The organism is Corynebacterium sp. MSK019 (assembly GCF_030232425.1).
GTDB lineage: Bacteria > Actinomycetota > Actinomycetes > Mycobacteriales > Mycobacteriaceae > Corynebacterium > Corynebacterium jeikeium_D.
This window is the reverse complement of record NZ_JASPJT010000004.1, coordinates 61226-80034: the sequence shown is the minus strand read 5'-3', so window position 1 is coordinate 80034 and position 18809 is coordinate 61226. Positions and strand designations below refer to the sequence as shown.

Genomic DNA, 18809 nt, shown 5'->3' with positions numbered 1-18809 from the left:
TACTAGCGCAATTGCTCGGCTGGCTAGGTATCCCTAGCCGTATCCCTAGGCGGATTCCTAGCCGGAGTTGCGCAGTGCAGTTGCCAGACCATTCATGGTCAGCTGAATGCCCCGACGCACCTTGTCGCGATTATCGCCGGCGCGGTAGCGACGCAGCATCTCCAGCTGGATGATGTTCAGCGGCATAAGGTACGGGAAGCGCATGTCCACCGAACGCCTGAGCAGCGGGTTGTCCTCCAGCAGGTGCTTGTACCCGGTTACCTTCAGGAACATCTCCAAAGTCAGGTCGAACTCAGCCTTGATGATGCCGTAGATGCGCTCACCGTCGGCCTTATCTTGGCAAAGGCTAGCGTAGGCGCGCGCCAGGTTCAGATCAGCCTTGGACATGACCTGCGCCATGTTCGACAGCACCGAATTGAAGAACGGCCAAATCTCGTTGAGCTGACGGAGCTCAGCCAGGCGGGAACCGTCTTCGTCCTCGCCGATCCACTCCTGCAGTGCAGAGCCGACACCAAACCAGCCCGGCACCATAGAACGCTGCTGCGACCAGGACAGTACCCACGGAATTGCGCGCAGGTCAGAAATGGTCTGGGTCTGCTTGCGTGAGGTCGGACGCGAACCGATGTTCAGGCTGCCGATCTCATCGACCGGGGTCGACGACGTGAAGAAGTCAATAAAGCCCGGGTCCTCGTGCATGAGCTTCGAGTAGGCCTCGCGAGACAGGTCGGAAATCTCCGACATAATCTCGTGGGCGCGAGCTGGGTTCTTCAGGTCATCGACGTCGAGCAGAGTCGACTCAATCGTTGCCGAAACCAGCGCGGCGAGGTTCCTGCGTGCCGCTGCAGGGTGACCGTACTTTGCAGAGATAATCTCGCCCTGCTCAGTGATACGCACGGACCCCTGGACTGCACCCGACGGCTGCGCCAGGATTGCCTCGTAGGACGGACCGCCACCACGGCCGACAGTACCTCCGCGGCCATGGAAGAGACGCAGGCGAATGTCGTTGTCCTTCGCGGCTGCCACGATTGCGACCTCCGCGTCGTAAAGCGCCCAGTTTGCAGCGAAGTACCCGCCGTCCTTGTTGGAGTCGGAGTAGCCGAGCATGACTTCCTGCAGATCTCCGCGTGCGGACACGTATGCGCGGTAGACCGGAATGTCCCACGCAGCACGCAGCACGTCGGCACCAGCCTGCAGGTCTTCGATGGTTTCGAACAGCGGAATGACGTCAACAGAACCGGTCGGCTGGGAGCCATTCGGGCGAATCAGACCGACTTCCTTGAGCAGAATCATCGGCTCCAGCAGGTCGGAGACCGATGTACACATCGAAATGATGCAGTGCGGTACCGCGTCGTGACCGTACTTGCGCACCGCACGAGATGCCGCACGCATAATGCCTAGCTCGCGAGCCGTAGCTTCGGAAAGATCTGCGGAAGTCGAAACCAGCGGACGGGAGGACTGCAGTTCCTTGGTCAGCAGCTCGACCTTGTCGGCTTCCTTCAATCCCGCGTAGTTGTCCACCACACCGGCAGCGGAGAACAGCTCGGTGAGAATTTCCTCTTGAGAGTCCGAATTCTGGCGGAGATCAATCGAGTACAGGTGGAAACCAAATACCTCCACTGAATCCATCAGGTCGCGCAGGCGGTGATCGGCGATGAGGTCATCGTGGCTGGACCGCAGGGAGTCGTCGATAATCGAGAGCTCTTCAAGTAGCTCCTCGGCGCTGTCATACGGAGTGAATTCCGACCAGTCGCCCTCAATGATGGACTCGTCGAAGAAGTTCACCGCTGTTGCCGCCACGCGACCGCGGATACCGTGAACCGCACGACGGTACGGTTCATCTTCGCGGTTTGGTACGTCATTGTGGCCTCGGCTGGCCAAGGCGACTAGATCCACGGTGACCTTGGTCAGGCGATCACTGAGACTGAGCTCGCGCTCCAGCAGATGCAACTGCGAGAAGTAGTGACGCAGGATGGTACCCGCTGCCCTATCGGAGGCGTAGCGCAGCGTCTCCTCTGTCACGTACGGGTTACCGTCGTGGTCGCCGCCGATCCACGATCCCATGCGAATCGTTGGGTTAGCCGGCAGCTTGTTGCCGCCGAGCTGACGCAAGTGCTTGACGACGTCTCGGTTAATCTGTGGCACAGCTTCCAGCAGAGAAAGCTGGTAGTAGCGAAGACCAACCTCGACCTCATCGCGAATGTCCGGGCGGTTCATGCGAATGAGAGCCGTTTGCCACAGCGTCAGGATACGGCGGCGGATATCGGCATCAATCTCAGCGAGTCGGTCCGCGGTGCGCGCATTCATCGGGGCCGCCTGAATCTCGTGGCGGCGCCGCATTGCGGCCGTGATGTGCTTCTGCACATCGAACACTGTGCGACGACGAGTTTCCGTTGGGTGTGCGGTCAGAACCGGGACGACCTCAATGTGGTCCATCATGTCCGCAATCGCGCCGCCGGAAACCTTGGCGTCGCGAAGCTTCTGCCATGTTGCCTCCAGCGTGGAGTCCTGCGGTGGATCGCCAGCATCGAGAGATGCCTCGATGCCCAGCTCCTCGTGCAAATCCTCAGCGAGGTTGGCCAAAAGTGCGAAGTGCGTGAAAGCACGGATGACAGGGCTTGCCTCGGCTGGGTCAATATCGCGGAAGAGGCCGGTGAGCTTCTCGATGTCGCCATCGCCACGATGGAGTTCGAAGGCTGCACGGCGAGCATTTTCGACCAGGTTAAAGACCTCGTCACCCTCTTGCTCGCGGATTACCTGCCCAAGAATTCGACCCAGGTGGCGAATATCCTCCCAGAGCAAGTCCTGCTGCTTCGCGGTAGCGGTCGATGAGGATTGCTCATTGCTTGCAGTGTGTCGGTCAGTGTCACCATGTACTTGTTCGTTCATTGAGCACGTCCTTTGAAAATTGCCGGGCATTCCAAGTGGAAAGCCTCGGGAAATGTATCGCGCTAAAACATTGCCAGTCGGTGTGCCTGGATTGAGTCCGCCTAAAGGCAATAACCCCGAATCGGTTTTATGAGAATCAATAAAACCAATCCGGGGTCGCGCATGGCGCCTATCTTATCAGTTGTTCTGAATTTATATGCACTTAGGCGTTCTGAGCGGCATCTGCAGCAAGTGCGCAGAGCTTCGCGAATGCTTCACCGTCGAGCGAAGCGCCACCGACGAGGCCGCCGTCGACGTCGGGCTTGCCGACGATCTCAGCGACGTTCTCGGCCTTGACGGAACCACCGTAGAGGATGCGCATCTCCTTTGCGATGTTCTCGTCCGCAATTTCTGCGACGGTCTCGCGGATAGCTGCACAGACTTCCTGCGCGTCTGCAGCCGATGCGACCTTACCGGTGCCGATAGCCCAGACAGGCTCGTAAGCGATGACGGTCTTGGCCAGCTCAGCGTTGGTCAGGTTAGCCAGGGAGCCCTTGACCTGAGAGACAACGTACTCGACGTGCTCTTCGGCCTCTCGGACCTCCAGCGGCTCGCCGACACAGACGATTGGGTTCATGCCCTCGCGCAGTGCTGCCTTGGCCTTCTTTGCGACCAGCTCATCGTCCTCTGCGTGCATATCGCGACGCTCGGAGTGACCGACGACGACCCAGGTGCAGCCGAGCTTTGCCAGCATCGATGCGGAAATCTCGCCGGTGTAAGCGCCGGACTCGTGGACTGAGACATCCTGCGCGCCGTAAGTGACGCCGAGCTTATCGCCCTCAACCAGAGTCTGGACCGAACGCAGGTCGGTAAACGGCGGGATGACAGCGACGTCAACCTTGTCGTAGTACTCCTTTGGCAGAGCGAACGCGAGTTTCTGCACCACACCGATAGCTTCGAGATGGTTCAGGTTCATCTTCCAGTTACCAGCAATAAATGGTGTACGTGCCATAGTGGTGGAATTCACTTCCCTATCAATTAGCGGATTTTTAAGCGATGAAAATCCGGTGGTGGAAAAATCTTAGTCTTCCAGGACGGAGACGCCCGGCAGAGTCTTACCCTCGAGGAACTCCAGCGAAGCGCCACCACCAGTGGAGATGTGGCTGAAGCCGTCCTCGTTCAACCCCAGAGTACGTACTGCTGCTGCGGAGTCGCCGCCACCGACGACGGAGAAGCAACCGTTGTTAGTGGTGGCATCGATGATGGCCTGTGCAACCTCGCGGGTACCAGCTGCGAAAGCCTCCATCTCGAACACGCCCATCGGACCGTTCCAGAACACAGTCTTGGACTCAGCCAGCACCTTGCCGAATGCCTCAGCGGAAGCCGATCCGATGTCCAGGCCCATCCAGCCTTCCGGAATCTCGGTGGCATCGACGACCTTGTTTTCAGCGTCAGCAGCGAACTTGTCGGCCACGACTACGTCGGTTGGCAGAACAATCTTTTCGCCGTAGAGGTCCAGCAGATCCTTACAGGTGTCAATCATCTCTTCCTGCAGCAGGGACGCACCAACGTCGTAGCCCTTGGCAGCCAGGAAGGTGAAGCACATGCCGCCGCCGATGACCAGGGAGTCAACCTTCGGCGCGAGAGCCTCAATAACGCCCAGCTTGTCGGAAACCTTGGAACCGCCGAGCACGACGGTGTACGGCTTCTCCGGGGTCTCTGCGACCTTGCGCAGAACTTCAAGCTCAGCCTGAACCAGGTTGCCGGCGTAGTGCGGCAGCTTCTTAGCGACGTCGAAGACGGAAGCCTGGGCGCGGTGAACAACACCGAAACCGTCGGAAACAAATGCTCCGTCCGGAACAAGTGCGGCCAGCTCGGCTGCGAATTCGGCGCGTTCTGCCTCGTCCTTGGAGGTCTCGCGCGGATCGAAGCGGACGTTCTCCAACAGGAGTACATCGCCCTCGGTCAGACCATTTGCGCGCTCGTGCGCGTCCTCACCGGAGACATCACCGGCGAGCGCGACGTACTGCTCCAGGCGCTCAGACAGAGCCTCAGCGACCGGGGCCAGGGAGAACTCGGACTTAACCTCGCCCTTCGGGCGACCCAGGTGAGCCATAACAACGACCTTGGCACCGGCTTCGACAAGCGCGGACAGAGTGGGCAGCGAAGCATCGATTCGACCCGGATCGGTGATAACGCCGTCCTTCAACGGAACGTTAAAGTCGGAGCGGACGAGGACGTAACGGCCTTCAATACCTTCGTTGATCAGGTCTTTGACAGTCTTAACAGTCATCTCAATGAAATCCTTGTGAAAGTGTGTAAAAACGGGCCGTGGGTGGCGTGCCCTACTCAGGCACAACCACCCCGGCCCGTTCGGGGTCTGGGATTAACCAGGTGTGTTATTAGAGGCGCTCACCGACGTAGACAGCCAGGTCGACGAGGCGGTTGGAGTATCCCCACTCGTTGTCGTACCAGGAGACAACCTTGACCTGATCGCCGATGACCTTGGTCAGCGGTGCGTCGAAGATCGAGGAACGCGGGTCGCCCTCGATGTCCTTGGAAACGATTGGGTCCTCGTTGTAGCCCAGAACACCCTTGAGCTCGCCCTCAGCAGCTTCCTTGATGGCAGCATTGACGGACTCGACGGTGACCTCGCTCTTCGCAGTGAAGGTCAGGTCGGTGACAGAGCCGGTCGGGGTCGGAACACGCAGTGCGTAGCCGTCCAGCAGACCCTTGAGCTGCGGCAGAACCAGAGCGACTGCCTTTGCAGCACCGGTGGAGGTCGGAACAATGTTCAGTGCAGCAGCGCGGGCGCGACGCAGGTCCTTGTGCGGAGCGTCGTGCAGACGCTGGTCACCGGTGTATGCGTGGATGGTGGTCATGAGACCGCGCTCGATGCCGAACTTGTCGTCCAGGACCTTAGCCATCGGAGCCAGGCAGTTGGTGGTGCAAGAAGCGTTCGAAATGATGTTGTGCTTCTCCGGGTCGTAGTCAGTGTGGTTAACACCGACAACGAAGGTTGCGTCTTCGTTCTTAGCCGGAGCGGAGATGATGACCTTCTTGGCGCCAGCCTCGATGTGAGCCTTGGCAGCGTTGGCATCGGTGAAGAAACCGGTGGACTCAATGACGATGTCGACCTCGTGCTTGCCCCACGGCAGGTCCTTCGGGTCGCGCTCAGCGTATGCCGCGATGCGCTTGCCGTTGACGGTGAGGGACTCATCGTCGTAGGTGACCTCTGCGTCAAGCTTGCCCATGATGGAGTCGTACTTGAGCAGGTGAGCCAGGGTCTTGTTATCAGTGAGGTCGTTTACAGCAACGACTTCCAGGTCAGCGCCCGCAGCGAGCAGGGAGCGGAAGAAGTTGCGGCCGATGCGACCAAAACCGTTAATACCTACACGAACCGTCACAATAATCTCCTTAATGGATTGGCGAATCGATGCCACTTGTCAGGGCGCTGATTGCGCTCCAACAGGTTCACTACAGAAGTGTACGTTGGGTTTTTCATTCGCGCAGCGGTGGTTTGGTGCGAAAATCCCAAATAAACGGAGATTTATCAAAAATTACGCACCTGACTAGGCATAACAGGTGCTTTACTCGTCAACTTCTTTGTCAAAAAGTTCGTCTGTAACGACTGCAGTTGTGGGGGGAATTCCGAGTTCGTTTGCTCTTTTGTCCGCCATGGAGAGCAAACGGCGGATGCGTCCTGCGACGGCGTCCTTGGTCATTGGCGGATTTGCCAGCTGCCCAAGTTCTTCCAATGAAGCCTGCTTGTGCTCGATGCGCAGCTGTCCTGCAGACACCAAATGGTCTGGTACATCGTCTCCGAGAATCTCTAATGCACGCTCTACTCGTGCTGCTGCAATAACGGCCGCACGAGCCGAGCGCCGCAGGTTGGCATCGTCGAAGTTTGCCAAGCGGGTGGCCGTCGCTCGCACTTCACGACGCATACGCTGTTCTTCCCACTGCAGGCGAGTAGTCTGGGCTCCCATTCGCGTCAGCAGCGCACCGATTGCATCGCCCTCCCGGATGATTACGCGATCGCCACCGCGGGATTTATTCTCCTTGCTCTTAGCCGTAATTCCGAGCCTACGAGCACATCCCACCAATGCGAGTGCCGCTTCAGCAGAAGGAGCAGTGACTTCCAAAGCTGAGGAACGCCCCGGCTCAGTCAGTGAACCATGTGCCAAAAAAGCACCCCGCCATGCAGCTTCTTGATCAATTTTCTGCCCCATGATCAGCTTGCGTGGTAGCCCACGTACGGGACGTCCCGCAGAGTCAATCAGGCCAGTTTGCCTAACGACGAGTTCCGCGCCATCAGTTACCCGCACGATGTACTTCGAGGTCTTTCGCAAGCCACCGGGAGATAAGACATTGAGGCTGGCTTTGACATCGTAGAGTTCGGCCAGCATGGAGCGCAGGCGGCGTGCGACAGCGCCGGAATCCAACTCAGCCTCCAGCACAATCGAACCTGCCACCAGGTGGAGTCCTCCTGCGAAGCGGAACAGGGTCGCAATCTCCGCTGCCTGAGCGCTTTCCTGCGAAACTGACACGCGGGCTAGTTCGTCTTTGACCTTCGCCGTCAATGCCACGATGCTGTCCATCCTCATTTCATGTGTACGAGCTGGGTTTGGGCCTGGTTAATTTAGGTAAAATTAACCCCATTTGAGCTTTAGCAATAAACCTCAAGGATAGTATCCGGAACCAATCGAGTGGCAATTAGTTGATTGTCTATTGCATCCTCGCAGGAGAATGCATAAAAACCCTCGACTGACCGGACGCTTTAGAGGAACTGACGAAGTGCGACAGCTAGTTTCTCCGGCGAATGCCGACCCGTCAGAGCTCCGTGGTCATCAACTTCTTGCACATCGGCGAAGACAACCTGCGCGTCTAGGCTATCCGCCGCTCGCTGCAGGTATTCTCGTTCGGTATCCGCGAGCGGCGTGTTGTCGTCGACAAGCACGTAATTGAGCTTCAAGTTAGGTGCATGCTGCGTGAGCATATGGATGTGCCGTTCGGAAGAAAAACCGGCGGTCTCCCCCGGCTCGGCGACAAGATTCAGCACCACGACGGTTGTGGCATTGGTTTCTTGCAGAGCATCCCGCAGCCCGGGCACCTGAAGATGTGGCAGAACCGAAGTAAACCACGAACCCGGACCCAGCGTCACCAAATCGGCATTGAGGATAGCTTCAATGGCCTCCTCGGATGCCGGCGGAGTCTCAGGAATCAGCCGGATTCGGCGCACCTGGCCAGGTGTCGTGGCCACTGCGACCTGGCCACGGACCTGGCGCACAACGCGAGCATCCTGCTCCAAGCCAACGACTTCGGCCTCAATCTCTAGCGGGATCGGCGACATGGGCACGACTCGACCCCGGATTTGCAGCAACCGGCCAATTTCGTCAAGCGCGTCGACTTCATTTCCCATCACACTAGTGAGGCCAGCGATAATCAGATTGCCAATCGCATGCCCTGCCAGTGCGCCAGTTCCGCCAAAGCGGTGCTGCAGTGTCTTTTCCCACAGATCGCCTTTTTCCGTATCTGCGGAAAGCGCGGCGAGTGCCATGCGAAGGTCTCCAGGGGGAATCTGCCCCAGCTCACGACGAAGGCGACCCGAGGATCCGCCGTCGTCGGCAACTGTGACCACCGCTGTGACATGGTCCGCAACCTGACGGTCAGCTCTCAGCGTGGCAAATAGACCATGACCGCCACCCAGACTGGTAATTGATGTCAATTTCTACACCTCCACGAAAACCGCTAATTGCGGTCAATATCGCGGTGGACGACGTTGACGTTGATCCCGGAAACTCCCTCGAGCTTCTTAGCCAGCGCCTCCGACATGGCCACACTTCGGTGATGGCCTCCGGTGCATCCCACAGCGATAGTCATAAAACCCTTGCCCTCACGGCGGTACCCGGGCAAAACCAATTCAATCAAGTTTGTGACGTTGTCCAAAAACCCCTGAGACTCAGGTTGGGACAGCACGTAGTCGGCCACGGCTTTGTTGGTACCGCGGCCCGCACGCAGCTCAGGTACCCAATAGGGATTGGGGAGAAAACGGACGTCGAAAAGCATGTCGGCATCGCGCGGCGCACCGTGCTTAAACCCAAATGATTCGATGGTGATCTGCTGAATCTTGCTAGCGGTATCCGACAACTGATGCTCTAACTCACGGCGCAAATCGTGCACGCTCATGTCAGAGGTATCCACTACTAAATCCGACATGCCCTTTATTGGCAGCAACATCTGACGTTCAGCGGCAATACCCTGTGAAAGCGTGCCATTTTCCTGCAGCGGATGGGTGCGGCGGACAGAGTCGTAGCGGGCGATGAGGGTGTCGTCGTTGGCATCAAAGAAGATGACATAGGGCTGGCGCCCCTCATTGCGGAGTCCGTCGAGCACCTCCCCCAAACTGCCGGCGAACGCGCGCGAGCGCACGTCGGTGACGATAGCGAGGCGCTCTACTGGAGAGTCCGCTTCAAACGACAACTCGACCATGCGCATAATCAACTCCGGGGGCAGGTTGTCTGCGACATACCAGCCCATCTCCTCCAAGACGCTGGCGGCCGTATTGCGTCCGGAACCGGACATGCCGGTAATCAACACAAGTGACTTTTCAGCCTGAGGGGAATAACCCGAAGTAATCATGCCATCACTCTAATACAATTCCGCCCAACCGCTCTCGGTTTTACTAGCGGAAGTAAACCCCCTAGCACTGTTTCAAGTGCGGTTTTAGCCACTTGTTTACCTACTTCTACGCCTACTCTCCCGGACCGACATCCGAGTTTGGCTCTGACGACTTCTCGTCTGGATGGAGGTAATCGTAAACAGTTTTCGCGAGCATCGGCCCGAAACCAGCCACTTCTTCGATCTGCTCGACGCTGGCCTTCTTCAGCGCCGCAACGGAACCAAAGTGCTTGACCAACTCACTGCGGCGTGCTGGCCCCAGCCCCTTAATGCCATCAAGCACCGACGAGCGCATGCGTTTAGATCGCTGCTGACGGTGATAATTAATGGCAAAGCGGTGCGCCTCATCACGAATTCGCTGGATTAGGTACATCGCTTCCGAATTACGCGGCAGAATGAGCGGCTCATCATCGTCGGGAATCCACAGCTCTTCTAAGCGCTTGGCAATTCCCACCAACGTCACATCGGTGACCTCGAGTTCATCGAGGACCGCCTGTGCGGCTGCGACCTGCGGTGCACCACCGTCGACGATGAACAACTGTGGCGGGTAGGCAAACTTGCGGTTACTCCGCGACTGCTCATCGACGGCATCAGTCGTCTCTTCGACGAACATCTCGCTTGCATCATCGGGCATGGCGAGCTTGTCCTCGTTATGGCGCAGAAAACGACGGCGCACCACCTCAGCGATAGAACCGACGTCGTCCGAGCGACCGTCACCCGCTGCATCTTTGATTCGGTAGCGGCGGTAGTCGGACTTCTTGGGCAATCCATCCTCGAAGACCACCAACGAGGCCACCACATCGGTGCCCTGAATATGCGAGATGTCAGTGCACTCGATGCGCAGCGGCGCTTCATCCATAAATAGCGCGTCCTGGAGTTCGGAGAGAGCCTGCGATCGAGTAGTTAGATCTCCACTTCGCTTTAGCTTGTGCTGGCGTAGCGCTTCAGCTGCATTTTTCTGCACGGTCTCCATGAGCGTCCGCTTGTCACCGCGTTGTGGGACGCGAATATCTACATTGGTGCCACGAATATCGGCCAAAAATGCAGTAACCTCGTCAAGATCGTCGGGCGTGGCCTGAACGAGAATTTCGCGTGGCACAACCTGGGCGGCAGTGGTTGATTCATCGCCGTCGACATCCGCGTGCTTGGCGGCGTCGCCATAGAACTGTGTCAGGAACTGCGTTAGCAGCCCACCCAAGCTGGGGTCGGTCTCTCCCTCTCGAAACTCCGTAGTCGCGTATTCGCCGGACTTCTCCACTACCCAGCCGCGCTGACCGTAAATACGTCCCGCCCGAACATGGAAAATCTGCACGGCCGCTTCCAGTTCGTCGGTTGCTAGCGCAATAAAGTCGGCATCAGCGGCGTCGGAAAGCACGACTGACTGCCGCTCCATGACCTTGTCGATGGCAGCGAGGTTGTCGCGCAGACTAGCGGCGCGCTCGAAGTCTAACTCGCCGGCAGCTTCCTCCATTTCCTTCTTCAAGCGCCTGGTGACCGGGCCCGTATTTCCCGACATGAAGCTGGTAAAACCACGGACAATTTCGCGGTGTTCCTCGGCACTGACACGGCCGACACAAGGCGCCGAGCATTTGTCGATATAGCCGAGCAAACAGGGCCGCCCCAGGGCTTGCTGCCGGTTGAAGACTCCCTTTGAACAGGTGCGGGCTGGGAAAACTCGTGTAAGCAAGTCGAGCGTTTCTCGGATAGCCCACGCGTGTGAATAAGGCCCGAAATAACGCACGCCCTTCCGGCGCGGTCCTCGGTAGAGAAAGAGCCGCGGGTACAGCTCTCCAACGCTGACGGCCAACATCGGATACGACTTGTCATCGCGGTACATCACGTTGAACCGCGGATTAAAGCGCTTGATCCAGGTGTACTCCAACTGCAGCGCTTCGACTTCATTGTGGACGACAGTCCACGTCACCTTCGAAGCGGACTGCACCATCTGGCGGGTGCGGGGATGAAGCCGAGTTAAGTCCTGGAAATAGTTAGACAAACGCGCACGGAGATTCTTCGCCTTGCCGACGTAGAGAACGCGCCCGGTTGAATCGAGAAAACGGTACACCCCCGGCTCCGTGGGAATGGTGCCGGGGGCGGGACGGTACTGAGAAGGGTCAGTCACTTACGGTGTCCTTAAAACGTGTCCTTGGGTTAGTCCTCCGGCATGAACTTGTCTTCAAGTTCACGGAACCGGCGGATGTCTTCCACGACGCGGCTGCCGTCGGCCGACTGGATCGCGAGCATCGGCACAAACTCAAAGTCAGGCAGCTCCAAGCGAGCCCAGCGGGACTTCTTTGGAAAACTCAGGCCGTAAATATCGACCCACGGGTAAAACTTCGCATTGAGTAGATTGCGGACTTCCACACCCCTGGCATTTACGCGAACGCGAGCCCGAGTCAGCAGCAGGATTACCCCGGCGATGATCAAACCAATCATTGGGAAAGCCAGCTGGTCGATAGCGGTCACCGAAGCTCCGGTGTTACCAAAGTCCACCACGATACCCATGAAGATATGGATAGCGAAAACCACAACTGCAGCGATAATCGCCCACAGACGCAGCTTTTGCGAGGTGATTTCCAACAGCCATTTGTCTTCGCTACCGGTGTCGACGGCAGTCGAATTGCTGTGGCGTTCGGAGTTACCCATTCTTACTCAGCTCCACCTTCACGAAGGGACTTCAACACTGCGACGGTGTGCAGCGCTGCGGCCATGGCCTCGCGACCTTTATTCTCCGCGGCGCCCTTACCGCCGGCACGATCAATTGCCTGCTGTTCAGTGTTGCAGGTCAGCACACCATTGCCAACTGGCGTTTCACAGTCCAGTGCGATCCGCGTCAGGCCCTCAGTCACCGAGTCGCAGACATAGTCGAAGTGCGGCGTACCACCGCGGATAACGCACCCCAGCGCCACCACGGCGTCGTGAGTTCGGGCGAGCTGTTGCACCACAACCGGAATCTCCAGAGCACCGACGACAGTCACATCCGTAACTACAGCGCCGACCTCCTCGGCCTGGGCCAGCGCTTCACGACGAAGCTGTCCAGTAATCTCCTCGTTCCAGTGAGAGGTGACCAGACCGACGGTCACACCAGTGGAATCGGGAACGGAAATTTCAGGAAGACCTGCGCCACTCATCTACTGTGCTCCTTCTGTCGAAATGCCGTGGGTCTCCATGTACTCATCCAACCAAGGGAGCTCATGGCCCATGCGTTCGCGCTTTGTCAACAAGTATTTCAAGTTATCCTCGTTGACCTCAACTGGCACCGGTACCCGGCGGCTCATCTCCAGTCCATAACCACCTAGGCCGGCACGCTTGGTCGGATTGTTCGTCAGCAGCGCCATAGTGGTGACTCCAAGATCCTGCAGGATCTGTGCACCAGTGCCGTACTCACGGGCATCCGACGGCAAACCGAGCGCGAGATTGGCATCAACGGTGTCAGCGCCTTCATCTTGCAGATGGTAGGCCTGCAGCTTCGGCATCAAACCAATGCCTCGGCCTTCGTGACCGCGCATGTAGAGGATGACGCCACGCCCCGCTTCGTGAACCATGCGCATGGAGTTGTGCAGCTGCTGACCGCAGTCGCAGCGGCGAGATCCCAGTGCGTCGCCGGTGAGGCATTCGGAGTGCACACGCACGAGGACGTCCTGACCATCGTTGGAAGACACATCCCCCACAACGAGAGCGACATGCTCGACACCGTCGATAAGGCTCCGGTACCCAATGGCACGGAACTCGCCGTAGTCGGTCGGCAGCTTGGTTTCGACAACGCGTTCAATCAAGTGCTCGTTGTGGCGACGGTATTCGATCAGCTGCTCAATGGAGATCAGCGCTAAATCGTGCTTGTCGCAGAAGCGACGCAGTTCCTCCGCGCGCGCCATACCGGTCGGGTCTTCCTCGGAGACAACCTCACACAGCACGCCGGCAGGACGAAGCCCTGCCAGGCGGGCGAGATCGACCGCAGCCTCGGTGTGGCCGGCACGGACTAGGACGCCACCATCGCGAGCTCGCAACGGGACCACGTGTCCTGGTCGGGTGAAATCGTGCGGGCTCGACGTGGGGTCAGCGAGAGTACGAATGGTGTTCGCACGATCTGTGGCGGAAATACCGGTCGTACCGGTGTTGGCATCCACGGTCACTGTGTATGCGGTACCGCGGGCATCCTCATTCTCTGACACCATCGGTGGCAGATTCAGACGCTCGCAGTCCTCGGCGGTCAGCGGCGCGCAGATGTAACCAGAGGAATAGCGAACCATAAAGGCAACAAGTTCAGGCGTTGCCTTCTCGGCGGCGAAGATGATGTCGCCCTCGTTCTCACGATCTTCATCGTCGACGACGACCACGGCCTTACCGGCTGCGATGTCCGCAATGGCCCGCTCTACAGAATCGAACTTAATCACAGTCTTGTAGCTTATCTTTCCAACATTTTCTCGACGTACTTGGCTAGCACATCGACTTCCAAATTGACCTTGGCGCCTACCGCGGTCGAACCAATAACGGAGTCCGTCAGCGTCGTCGGTATCAGGCTGACCTCAAAGAACCCCTCGCCTACTGCAGAGACGGTCAACGAAGTACCATCCACGGCAATTGAGCCCTTTTCCACGACATACTTGGAGAGATGCTCCGGCAGCGAAATCCGCACTACTTCCCAGCGCTCCCCTGGCGTGCGCGAAATAACCTCGCCGGTGCCATCGACATGTCCCTGCACGATATGGCCGCCGAGGCGTTGACCGACTGCGGTTGCACGTTCGAGGTTGACCTTGGAGCCGACCTCAACCTGGCCGAGGCTCGACCTAACCAGAGTCTCTTGCATGAGATCAGCGGTAAAGAAATCATCGCCAAACTCCACGACGGTCAAACAAACGCCATTGACAGCAATGGAATCACCGTGGTGCACGTCGTCAAGCACGGTGGTCGCGCGAATGGTCAGAGTAATGGAATCGGCTTCGCGGTGGATTTCGCGAATTTCGCCGAGTTCCTCAACAATTCCCGTAAACATAGTGGTCAGGAAAATCCTTTACCGTTTGTTATAAATTGAAAGATTTTTACAAAATTAACTCTAGCCGGTCTACCCGCGATCTTTGCCACTGCGGAGAGCCGTAATCAAAATGTCATCTCCCAGAGTCTCGACCGCGACGGTACGAAAGCGCGAGATGTCAGTGATGGTGGTCTCATGGTTGGCCGATGTCACCGGCAGACCAGCTCCGAGAAACGCCGGGGCAATGTAAGACTCAATCGCGTCGACAGCATCGGCTTCTAAGAAAGCGCTGGCGAGCCGTGGGCCGCCTTCTACCAGCACGTCAATAAGTCCCATATCCGCCATTGTCTCCAGCGCCACTTCCACATCGTGAGTGCGAATGTGGCGGAAGTTATCGCCGCGGATATTCGCATCGGCGGCGACCTCCGAGGTGCCGATCGCGATGCGCAGGGGTTGCGTTGACAGCTCCTCGCCGTCTGGTGTGCGCGCGGTCAATCGCGGATTGTCAGCGAGCACTGTTCCCGTTCCGACGACAATCGCTTGCCGACGTGCACGATCGATATGTACCCGTGCCCGCGCCTGCTCCCCCGTAATCCACTGCGAGGTGCGGTCGGTAGCGGCGGCGAAACCATCCAGCGTGCCCGCCGTCTTCAGCGTGATGTGTGGGCGCCGAGTGCGCTGCCAGTGTAACCATGGACGCAGATAGCCATCCGCCACACGATTGCGTTGGAACTCCTCGACCACGTCGATTCCCTTGTATCGCAACCACTCGCTGCCGCCAGCGGCCACGGGATTAGGATCGGCGACCGCAAATATGACGCGGGAAACTCCGGCTGCCGCAAGTGCCTCGGTGCACGGTGGTGTACGGCCGATATGATTGCACGGCTCTAGTGTGACCACTGCAGTACCGCCCTGAGCTCGTGCCCCCGCCATTTCTAATGCTTGTGGCTCTGCGTGTCGGCCACCTACCGGCTCAGTTCCGGCCACTCCTACCGCAATCCCTGCGGTATCGAGGATGACGCAACCAATCGGTGGATTGGGATAGGTGGTGCCCCGAACTCGCTGGCCGGCTTCTATGGCCAATGCCATAGCTTGAGCGTCAGTCAGCGGCTGTGCGGAGACGAGATCCGGAAACTGTGCCACCGTGCTTCACCGCCGTCTACTTAGTTGCAGCAGTAGTGGCCAATGCGCGCAGCTCATCGACAGCCGCCGCACGATCATCAGCGCCGAAAACGGCCGACCCTGCAACGAAGGCGTCGCAACCGGCGGCGGCAGCGGATTCGATGGTCTTGGCGGAGATACCACCGTCAATCTCGATCAGAGTATCCAGACCTTCGGCATCAATGCGCTGACGCAGCTTCTCGACCTTGGTTAGCTGATCCGGCATAAAGGACTGGCCCCCGAAACCGGGTTCGACACTCATGACCAGCACCTCGTCGAATTCGGCGAGGTGATCCAGCCACGGCTCAATTGGGGTACCCGGGCGCAGCGAGAACCCGGCCTTCACGCCCTGGGAACGAATGTGGCGTGCCAGTGCGATGGCATCGTCGACGGCTTCCACATGGAAAATAACGGAGCTCGCCCCCGCCTTAATGTAGGTGTCGACCCACTTCTCCGGGTTCTCAATCATGAGATGGACATCCAAGTACTTGTCCGTCACCGCAGCTACGGCCTCCAGCACCGGAGCGCCGAAGGACAGGTTGGGAACGAAGTGGCCATCCATGACGTCGATATGCAGCCAATCTGCATTGGCTACAGCCTCAACCTCGCGGTCGAGGCGAGCGAAGTCAGCAGCGAGAATGGACGGGGCAATAATTGGTGCGCTCATAACCTCTGAGCCTAGTCGTTCTTGCGCAAAACTGAGAAGAACATCGCATCGGTACCGTGGCGGTGTGGCCACATCTGCACAGATGGATACGGTCCGACATCAGTCATCGGCGCTACCAACTCGTGTGCATTCAGCTCCGTCACCGGCAATTCCGTCACTGCCCTATCGACAATGCCCCTGGTTTCCCGCAGATGCGGAGAACACGTGGAATAGACGATGATGCCACCCGGCCGTGCCAGACGCACAGCTTCACTGAGCAGTTCAAACTGCAGCGCAGTCAAGGAGTTCAGATCGGACGGCGACTTCCGCCAGCGCGCTTCCGGGCGACGGCGAAGCGAGCCCAAACCAGAGCACGGCGCGTCTACCAAAATGCGGTCAAAGCCTGCCTCCAGCCCGGTATCGCGACCATCCGCAACGGTTACAGTCACTGGCAGCCCGGCCGTGGCCTTCTTCACCAGTTCTGCGCGAGTCGCAGATACCTCAACAGCGTCGAGCTTCGCGCCCTCAATAGCTGCGATGCCGCCGATGAAAGCTGACTTACCACCGGGGCCGGAACACAAATCTAACCAGCGGCCGCTGTCTTCACCGGCAACGGGTGCCATGGTGACGGCACGCGCAATGAGCTGAGAACCCTCGTCCTGCACCGCAGCCAAGCCCTGTCGGACCGGCTCCAATTCTCCTGGGGCACCGGAATCCAAGCGCACGCAGTACGGCGACCACGGTCCCTCTTCACCGCCGGTGATCAGTGCCAATTCCTCAGCAGTAATCTCGCCCGGACGAGCGACCAAGTGCACCAACGGGCGCGCATCGTCGGCAGCGAGTGCCTGCTGCAGCTCACCGGCTTGTGCACCGAGTGCGCGGGCAAACTCCATCGCAATCCAGCGCGGGTGGGCATGCTTCATCGCTACGTAGCTAATCGGATCGGTCGCAGGATCCGGCGCGACCTCAGCCACCCATTCGCCTTCGGTCTTCGAGGAAACTTTCCTCAAAATGGCATTGACAAAGCCGCGCGCACCAGGTCCCGCTACCTTCGCCACCGCCCGCACCGAGGTATCGACCGCCGCGTAGGCATCGACGCGCGTACGCAGCAGCTGGTACGTGCCCAGGCGCAACACATCCATCACCGGTCCAGCAATATCGTTTAACGGGCGTGACGACGATGCCTCAATCACGGCATCCAACAGGCCTTCCGCCCGCAGTGTGCCGTACGTCAGCTCAGTTGCAAAAGCAGCATCCCGACCCTTGAGCTTGTGTGCCTTCAGCAACCTGGGCAGCAGCAGGTTCGCGTAAGCATCATTCTCGCGAACGTCGGCTAGTACCTTCAGTGCGACCTTGCGCGGTTGGTCAATGCCACCGCGATTGTCCCCACCTCTGTTGTCACGGTTACGGTTGCGGTCATTGCGGTTCTGTCCGCTGCGGTTGCCGCGCTGCCGTCCGCCACCGGTGTGGCGGGGTTTGTCGTTGCCCATTTACTCGCAGACCTTTCCGCCGGGTTGGCTACCTCGCGCCCAGTCGGACGCATCCATCATCTTCTTACCCTGTGGCTGCACCTTCACCAGCTGCACATAGCCATCGGCACAACGCACAGATACTCGGTGCTTCTCCACTACCAACTCACCCGGTGTGGCGGCTGCCGCCTCCGGAGCAGCTGCCTTTCGCACCTCGTCGACCGCGGCGCTGTCCTCGTCGGAAAGCGGGGTGAGCTCTCCGACCTTCAAACGTGCGCCGTCGAGAGTTGTCCACGCACCTGGGGCAGGCGTGAATGCACGAGCGCGGCGGTCAAGAAGATGTCGCGGCTGAGTCCAAACGATTCGGGCATCCTCCGGCCCGAACTTAGCGGCGTAACTGACATCCTGTTCTGGCTGAGCGGTCGGACGCAACGCACCGGCTTCGATGCCGTCCATGGTGGCGGCTAGAAGATCCGCGCCGGAGTATGCCAGGCGGGTCAAAAGGTCGTCGGCATTATCGGTCGGGCGAATCGCTTCGGTGACGGTACCGAAAACTGGTCCGGTATCCAGACCCTTTTCAATCCGGAAAGTACTGGCACCCGTGACTTCATCGCCGGCAGCGATAGCTGCCTGCACCGGCGCGGCACCTCGCCAAGCAGGAAGCAGTGAGAAATGCAGATTGACCCAGCCGTGCGTCGGTACATCGAGCAATTCCTCCGGCACGAGATTGCCGTAGGCGACCACCGGGATGCAGTCGGCGTTTAATTCGCGGATCTGCTGCTGGATCTCTTCATCGCGCAGGGTCGTCGGGGTGAGCACGGGAATGTCGTGTTCCAAGGCCAGAGCCTTCACCGGCGAGGGCGAAAGCGACTTACCGCGGCCACGGCGGGCATCGGGGCGAGTGAGAACAGCGACGATTTCATGACGGGAGTCTTCGAGCAACTTCTTCAGTGCAACGACAGCAGGTTCCGGGGTTCCGGCAAAAATCAGGCGCACAGTAAGTGGATTCCTTCCT

Annotated in this window: 16 protein-coding genes; all 16 read right to left on the bottom strand. The window is 58.7% G+C overall.

Annotation, left to right across the window (positions count from 1 at the left end; translation table 11 throughout):
- Positions 1-57: 57 nt before the first annotated feature.
- Positions 58-2886: a phosphoenolpyruvate carboxylase gene (gene ppc / locus QP982_RS04015; RefSeq protein WP_070862627.1), complete on the bottom strand. Its 2829-nt coding sequence runs from the start codon at positions 2884-2886 to the stop codon at positions 58-60.
- A gap of 202 nt (positions 2887-3088) precedes the next feature.
- A complete protein-coding gene (gene tpiA / locus QP982_RS04010; protein WP_049190741.1) occupies positions 3089-3877 on the bottom strand; it encodes a triose-phosphate isomerase in 789 nt (262 codons plus the stop codon).
- Between the two features lie 69 nt (positions 3878-3946).
- On the bottom strand, positions 3947-5158 hold the full coding sequence (locus tag QP982_RS04005; RefSeq protein WP_070547090.1) for a phosphoglycerate kinase: 1212 nt from the start codon (positions 5156-5158) through the stop codon (positions 3947-3949).
- Between the two features lie 109 nt (positions 5159-5267).
- Complete coding sequence (gene gap / locus QP982_RS04000) at positions 5268-6272, bottom strand: type I glyceraldehyde-3-phosphate dehydrogenase (protein WP_048731894.1); 1005 nt, start codon at positions 6270-6272, stop codon at positions 5268-5270.
- Between the two features lie 183 nt (positions 6273-6455).
- The gene (whiA, locus tag QP982_RS03995) at positions 6456-7454 is read right to left on the bottom strand and encodes a DNA-binding protein WhiA (RefSeq protein ID WP_049190810.1); all 999 of its coding nucleotides are present in this window, start codon (positions 7452-7454) and stop codon (positions 6456-6458) included.
- Between the two features lie 191 nt (positions 7455-7645).
- Positions 7646-8593 carry a gluconeogenesis factor YvcK family protein gene (locus tag QP982_RS03990; protein WP_048731879.1) on the bottom strand — a complete coding sequence of 316 codons (948 nt, stop codon included), beginning with the start codon at positions 8591-8593 and terminating at the stop codon, positions 7646-7648.
- A gap of 23 nt (positions 8594-8616) precedes the next feature.
- Positions 8617-9507 carry an RNase adapter RapZ gene (gene rapZ / locus QP982_RS03985; protein ID WP_005510809.1) on the bottom strand — a complete coding sequence of 297 codons (891 nt, stop codon included), beginning with the start codon at positions 9505-9507 and terminating at the stop codon, positions 8617-8619.
- 112 nt (positions 9508-9619) lie between these two features.
- Positions 9620-11668 carry an excinuclease ABC subunit UvrC gene (gene uvrC / locus QP982_RS03980; protein WP_049193720.1) on the bottom strand — a complete coding sequence of 683 codons (2049 nt, stop codon included), beginning with the start codon at positions 11666-11668 and terminating at the stop codon, positions 9620-9622.
- A 29-nt stretch (positions 11669-11697) separates the two neighbouring features.
- Positions 11698-12192: a PH domain-containing protein gene (locus QP982_RS03975; RefSeq protein WP_048731875.1), complete on the bottom strand. Its 495-nt coding sequence runs from the start codon at positions 12190-12192 to the stop codon at positions 11698-11700.
- Positions 12193-12194: 2 nt separating this feature from the next.
- Complete coding sequence (ribH, locus tag QP982_RS03970; RefSeq protein WP_049193721.1) at positions 12195-12677, bottom strand: 6,7-dimethyl-8-ribityllumazine synthase; 483 nt, start codon at positions 12675-12677, stop codon at positions 12195-12197.
- Positions 12678-13940 carry a bifunctional 3,4-dihydroxy-2-butanone-4-phosphate synthase/GTP cyclohydrolase II gene (locus QP982_RS03965; RefSeq protein ID WP_016422725.1) on the bottom strand — a complete coding sequence of 421 codons (1263 nt, stop codon included), beginning with the start codon at positions 13938-13940 and terminating at the stop codon, positions 12678-12680.
- Between the two features lie 11 nt (positions 13941-13951).
- Positions 13952-14539 carry a riboflavin synthase gene (locus QP982_RS03960; protein WP_049193722.1) on the bottom strand — a complete coding sequence of 196 codons (588 nt, stop codon included), beginning with the start codon at positions 14537-14539 and terminating at the stop codon, positions 13952-13954.
- Positions 14540-14608: 69 nt separating this feature from the next.
- Positions 14609-15661 carry a bifunctional diaminohydroxyphosphoribosylaminopyrimidine deaminase/5-amino-6-(5-phosphoribosylamino)uracil reductase RibD gene (gene ribD, locus QP982_RS03955; protein ID WP_016422723.1) on the bottom strand — a complete coding sequence of 351 codons (1053 nt, stop codon included), beginning with the start codon at positions 15659-15661 and terminating at the stop codon, positions 14609-14611.
- A gap of 16 nt (positions 15662-15677) precedes the next feature.
- Positions 15678-16346, bottom strand: coding sequence for a ribulose-phosphate 3-epimerase (gene rpe / locus QP982_RS03950; RefSeq protein WP_016422722.1), 669 nt, complete (start codon positions 16344-16346; stop codon positions 15678-15680).
- Positions 16347-16357: 11 nt separating this feature from the next.
- On the bottom strand, positions 16358-17815 hold the full coding sequence (locus QP982_RS03945) for an RsmB/NOP family class I SAM-dependent RNA methyltransferase (protein ID WP_016422721.1): 1458 nt from the start codon (positions 17813-17815) through the stop codon (positions 16358-16360).
- Complete coding sequence (gene fmt / locus QP982_RS03940; protein ID WP_016422720.1) at positions 17816-18790, bottom strand: methionyl-tRNA formyltransferase; 975 nt, start codon at positions 18788-18790, stop codon at positions 17816-17818.
- Positions 18791-18809: the final 19 nt, after the last annotated feature.

Coding starts and splice junctions, on each gene's coding strand:
- ppc (WP_070862627.1), bottom strand. CDS start 2,886: ATGAACGAACAAGTACATGGTGACACTGACCGACACACTGCAAGCAAT.
- rapZ (WP_005510809.1), bottom strand. CDS start 9,507: ATGATTACTTCGGGTTATTCCCCTCAGGCTGAAAAGTCACTTGTGTTG.
- QP982_RS04005 (WP_070547090.1), bottom strand. CDS start 5,158: ATGACTGTTAAGACTGTCAAAGACCTGATCAACGAAGGTATTGAAGGC.
- QP982_RS03945 (WP_016422721.1), bottom strand. CDS start 17,815: ATGGGCAACGACAAACCCCGCCACACCGGTGGCGGACGGCAGCGCGGC.
- ribH (WP_049193721.1), bottom strand. CDS start 12,677: ATGAGTGGCGCAGGTCTTCCTGAAATTTCCGTTCCCGATTCCACTGGT.
- QP982_RS03975 (WP_048731875.1), bottom strand. CDS start 12,192: ATGGGTAACTCCGAACGCCACAGCAATTCGACTGCCGTCGACACCGGT.
- rpe (WP_016422722.1), bottom strand. CDS start 16,346: ATGAGCGCACCAATTATTGCCCCGTCCATTCTCGCTGCTGACTTCGCT.
- tpiA (WP_049190741.1), bottom strand. CDS start 3,877: ATGGCACGTACACCATTTATTGCTGGTAACTGGAAGATGAACCTGAAC.
- QP982_RS03960 (WP_049193722.1), bottom strand. CDS start 14,539: ATGTTTACGGGAATTGTTGAGGAACTCGGCGAAATTCGCGAAATCCAC.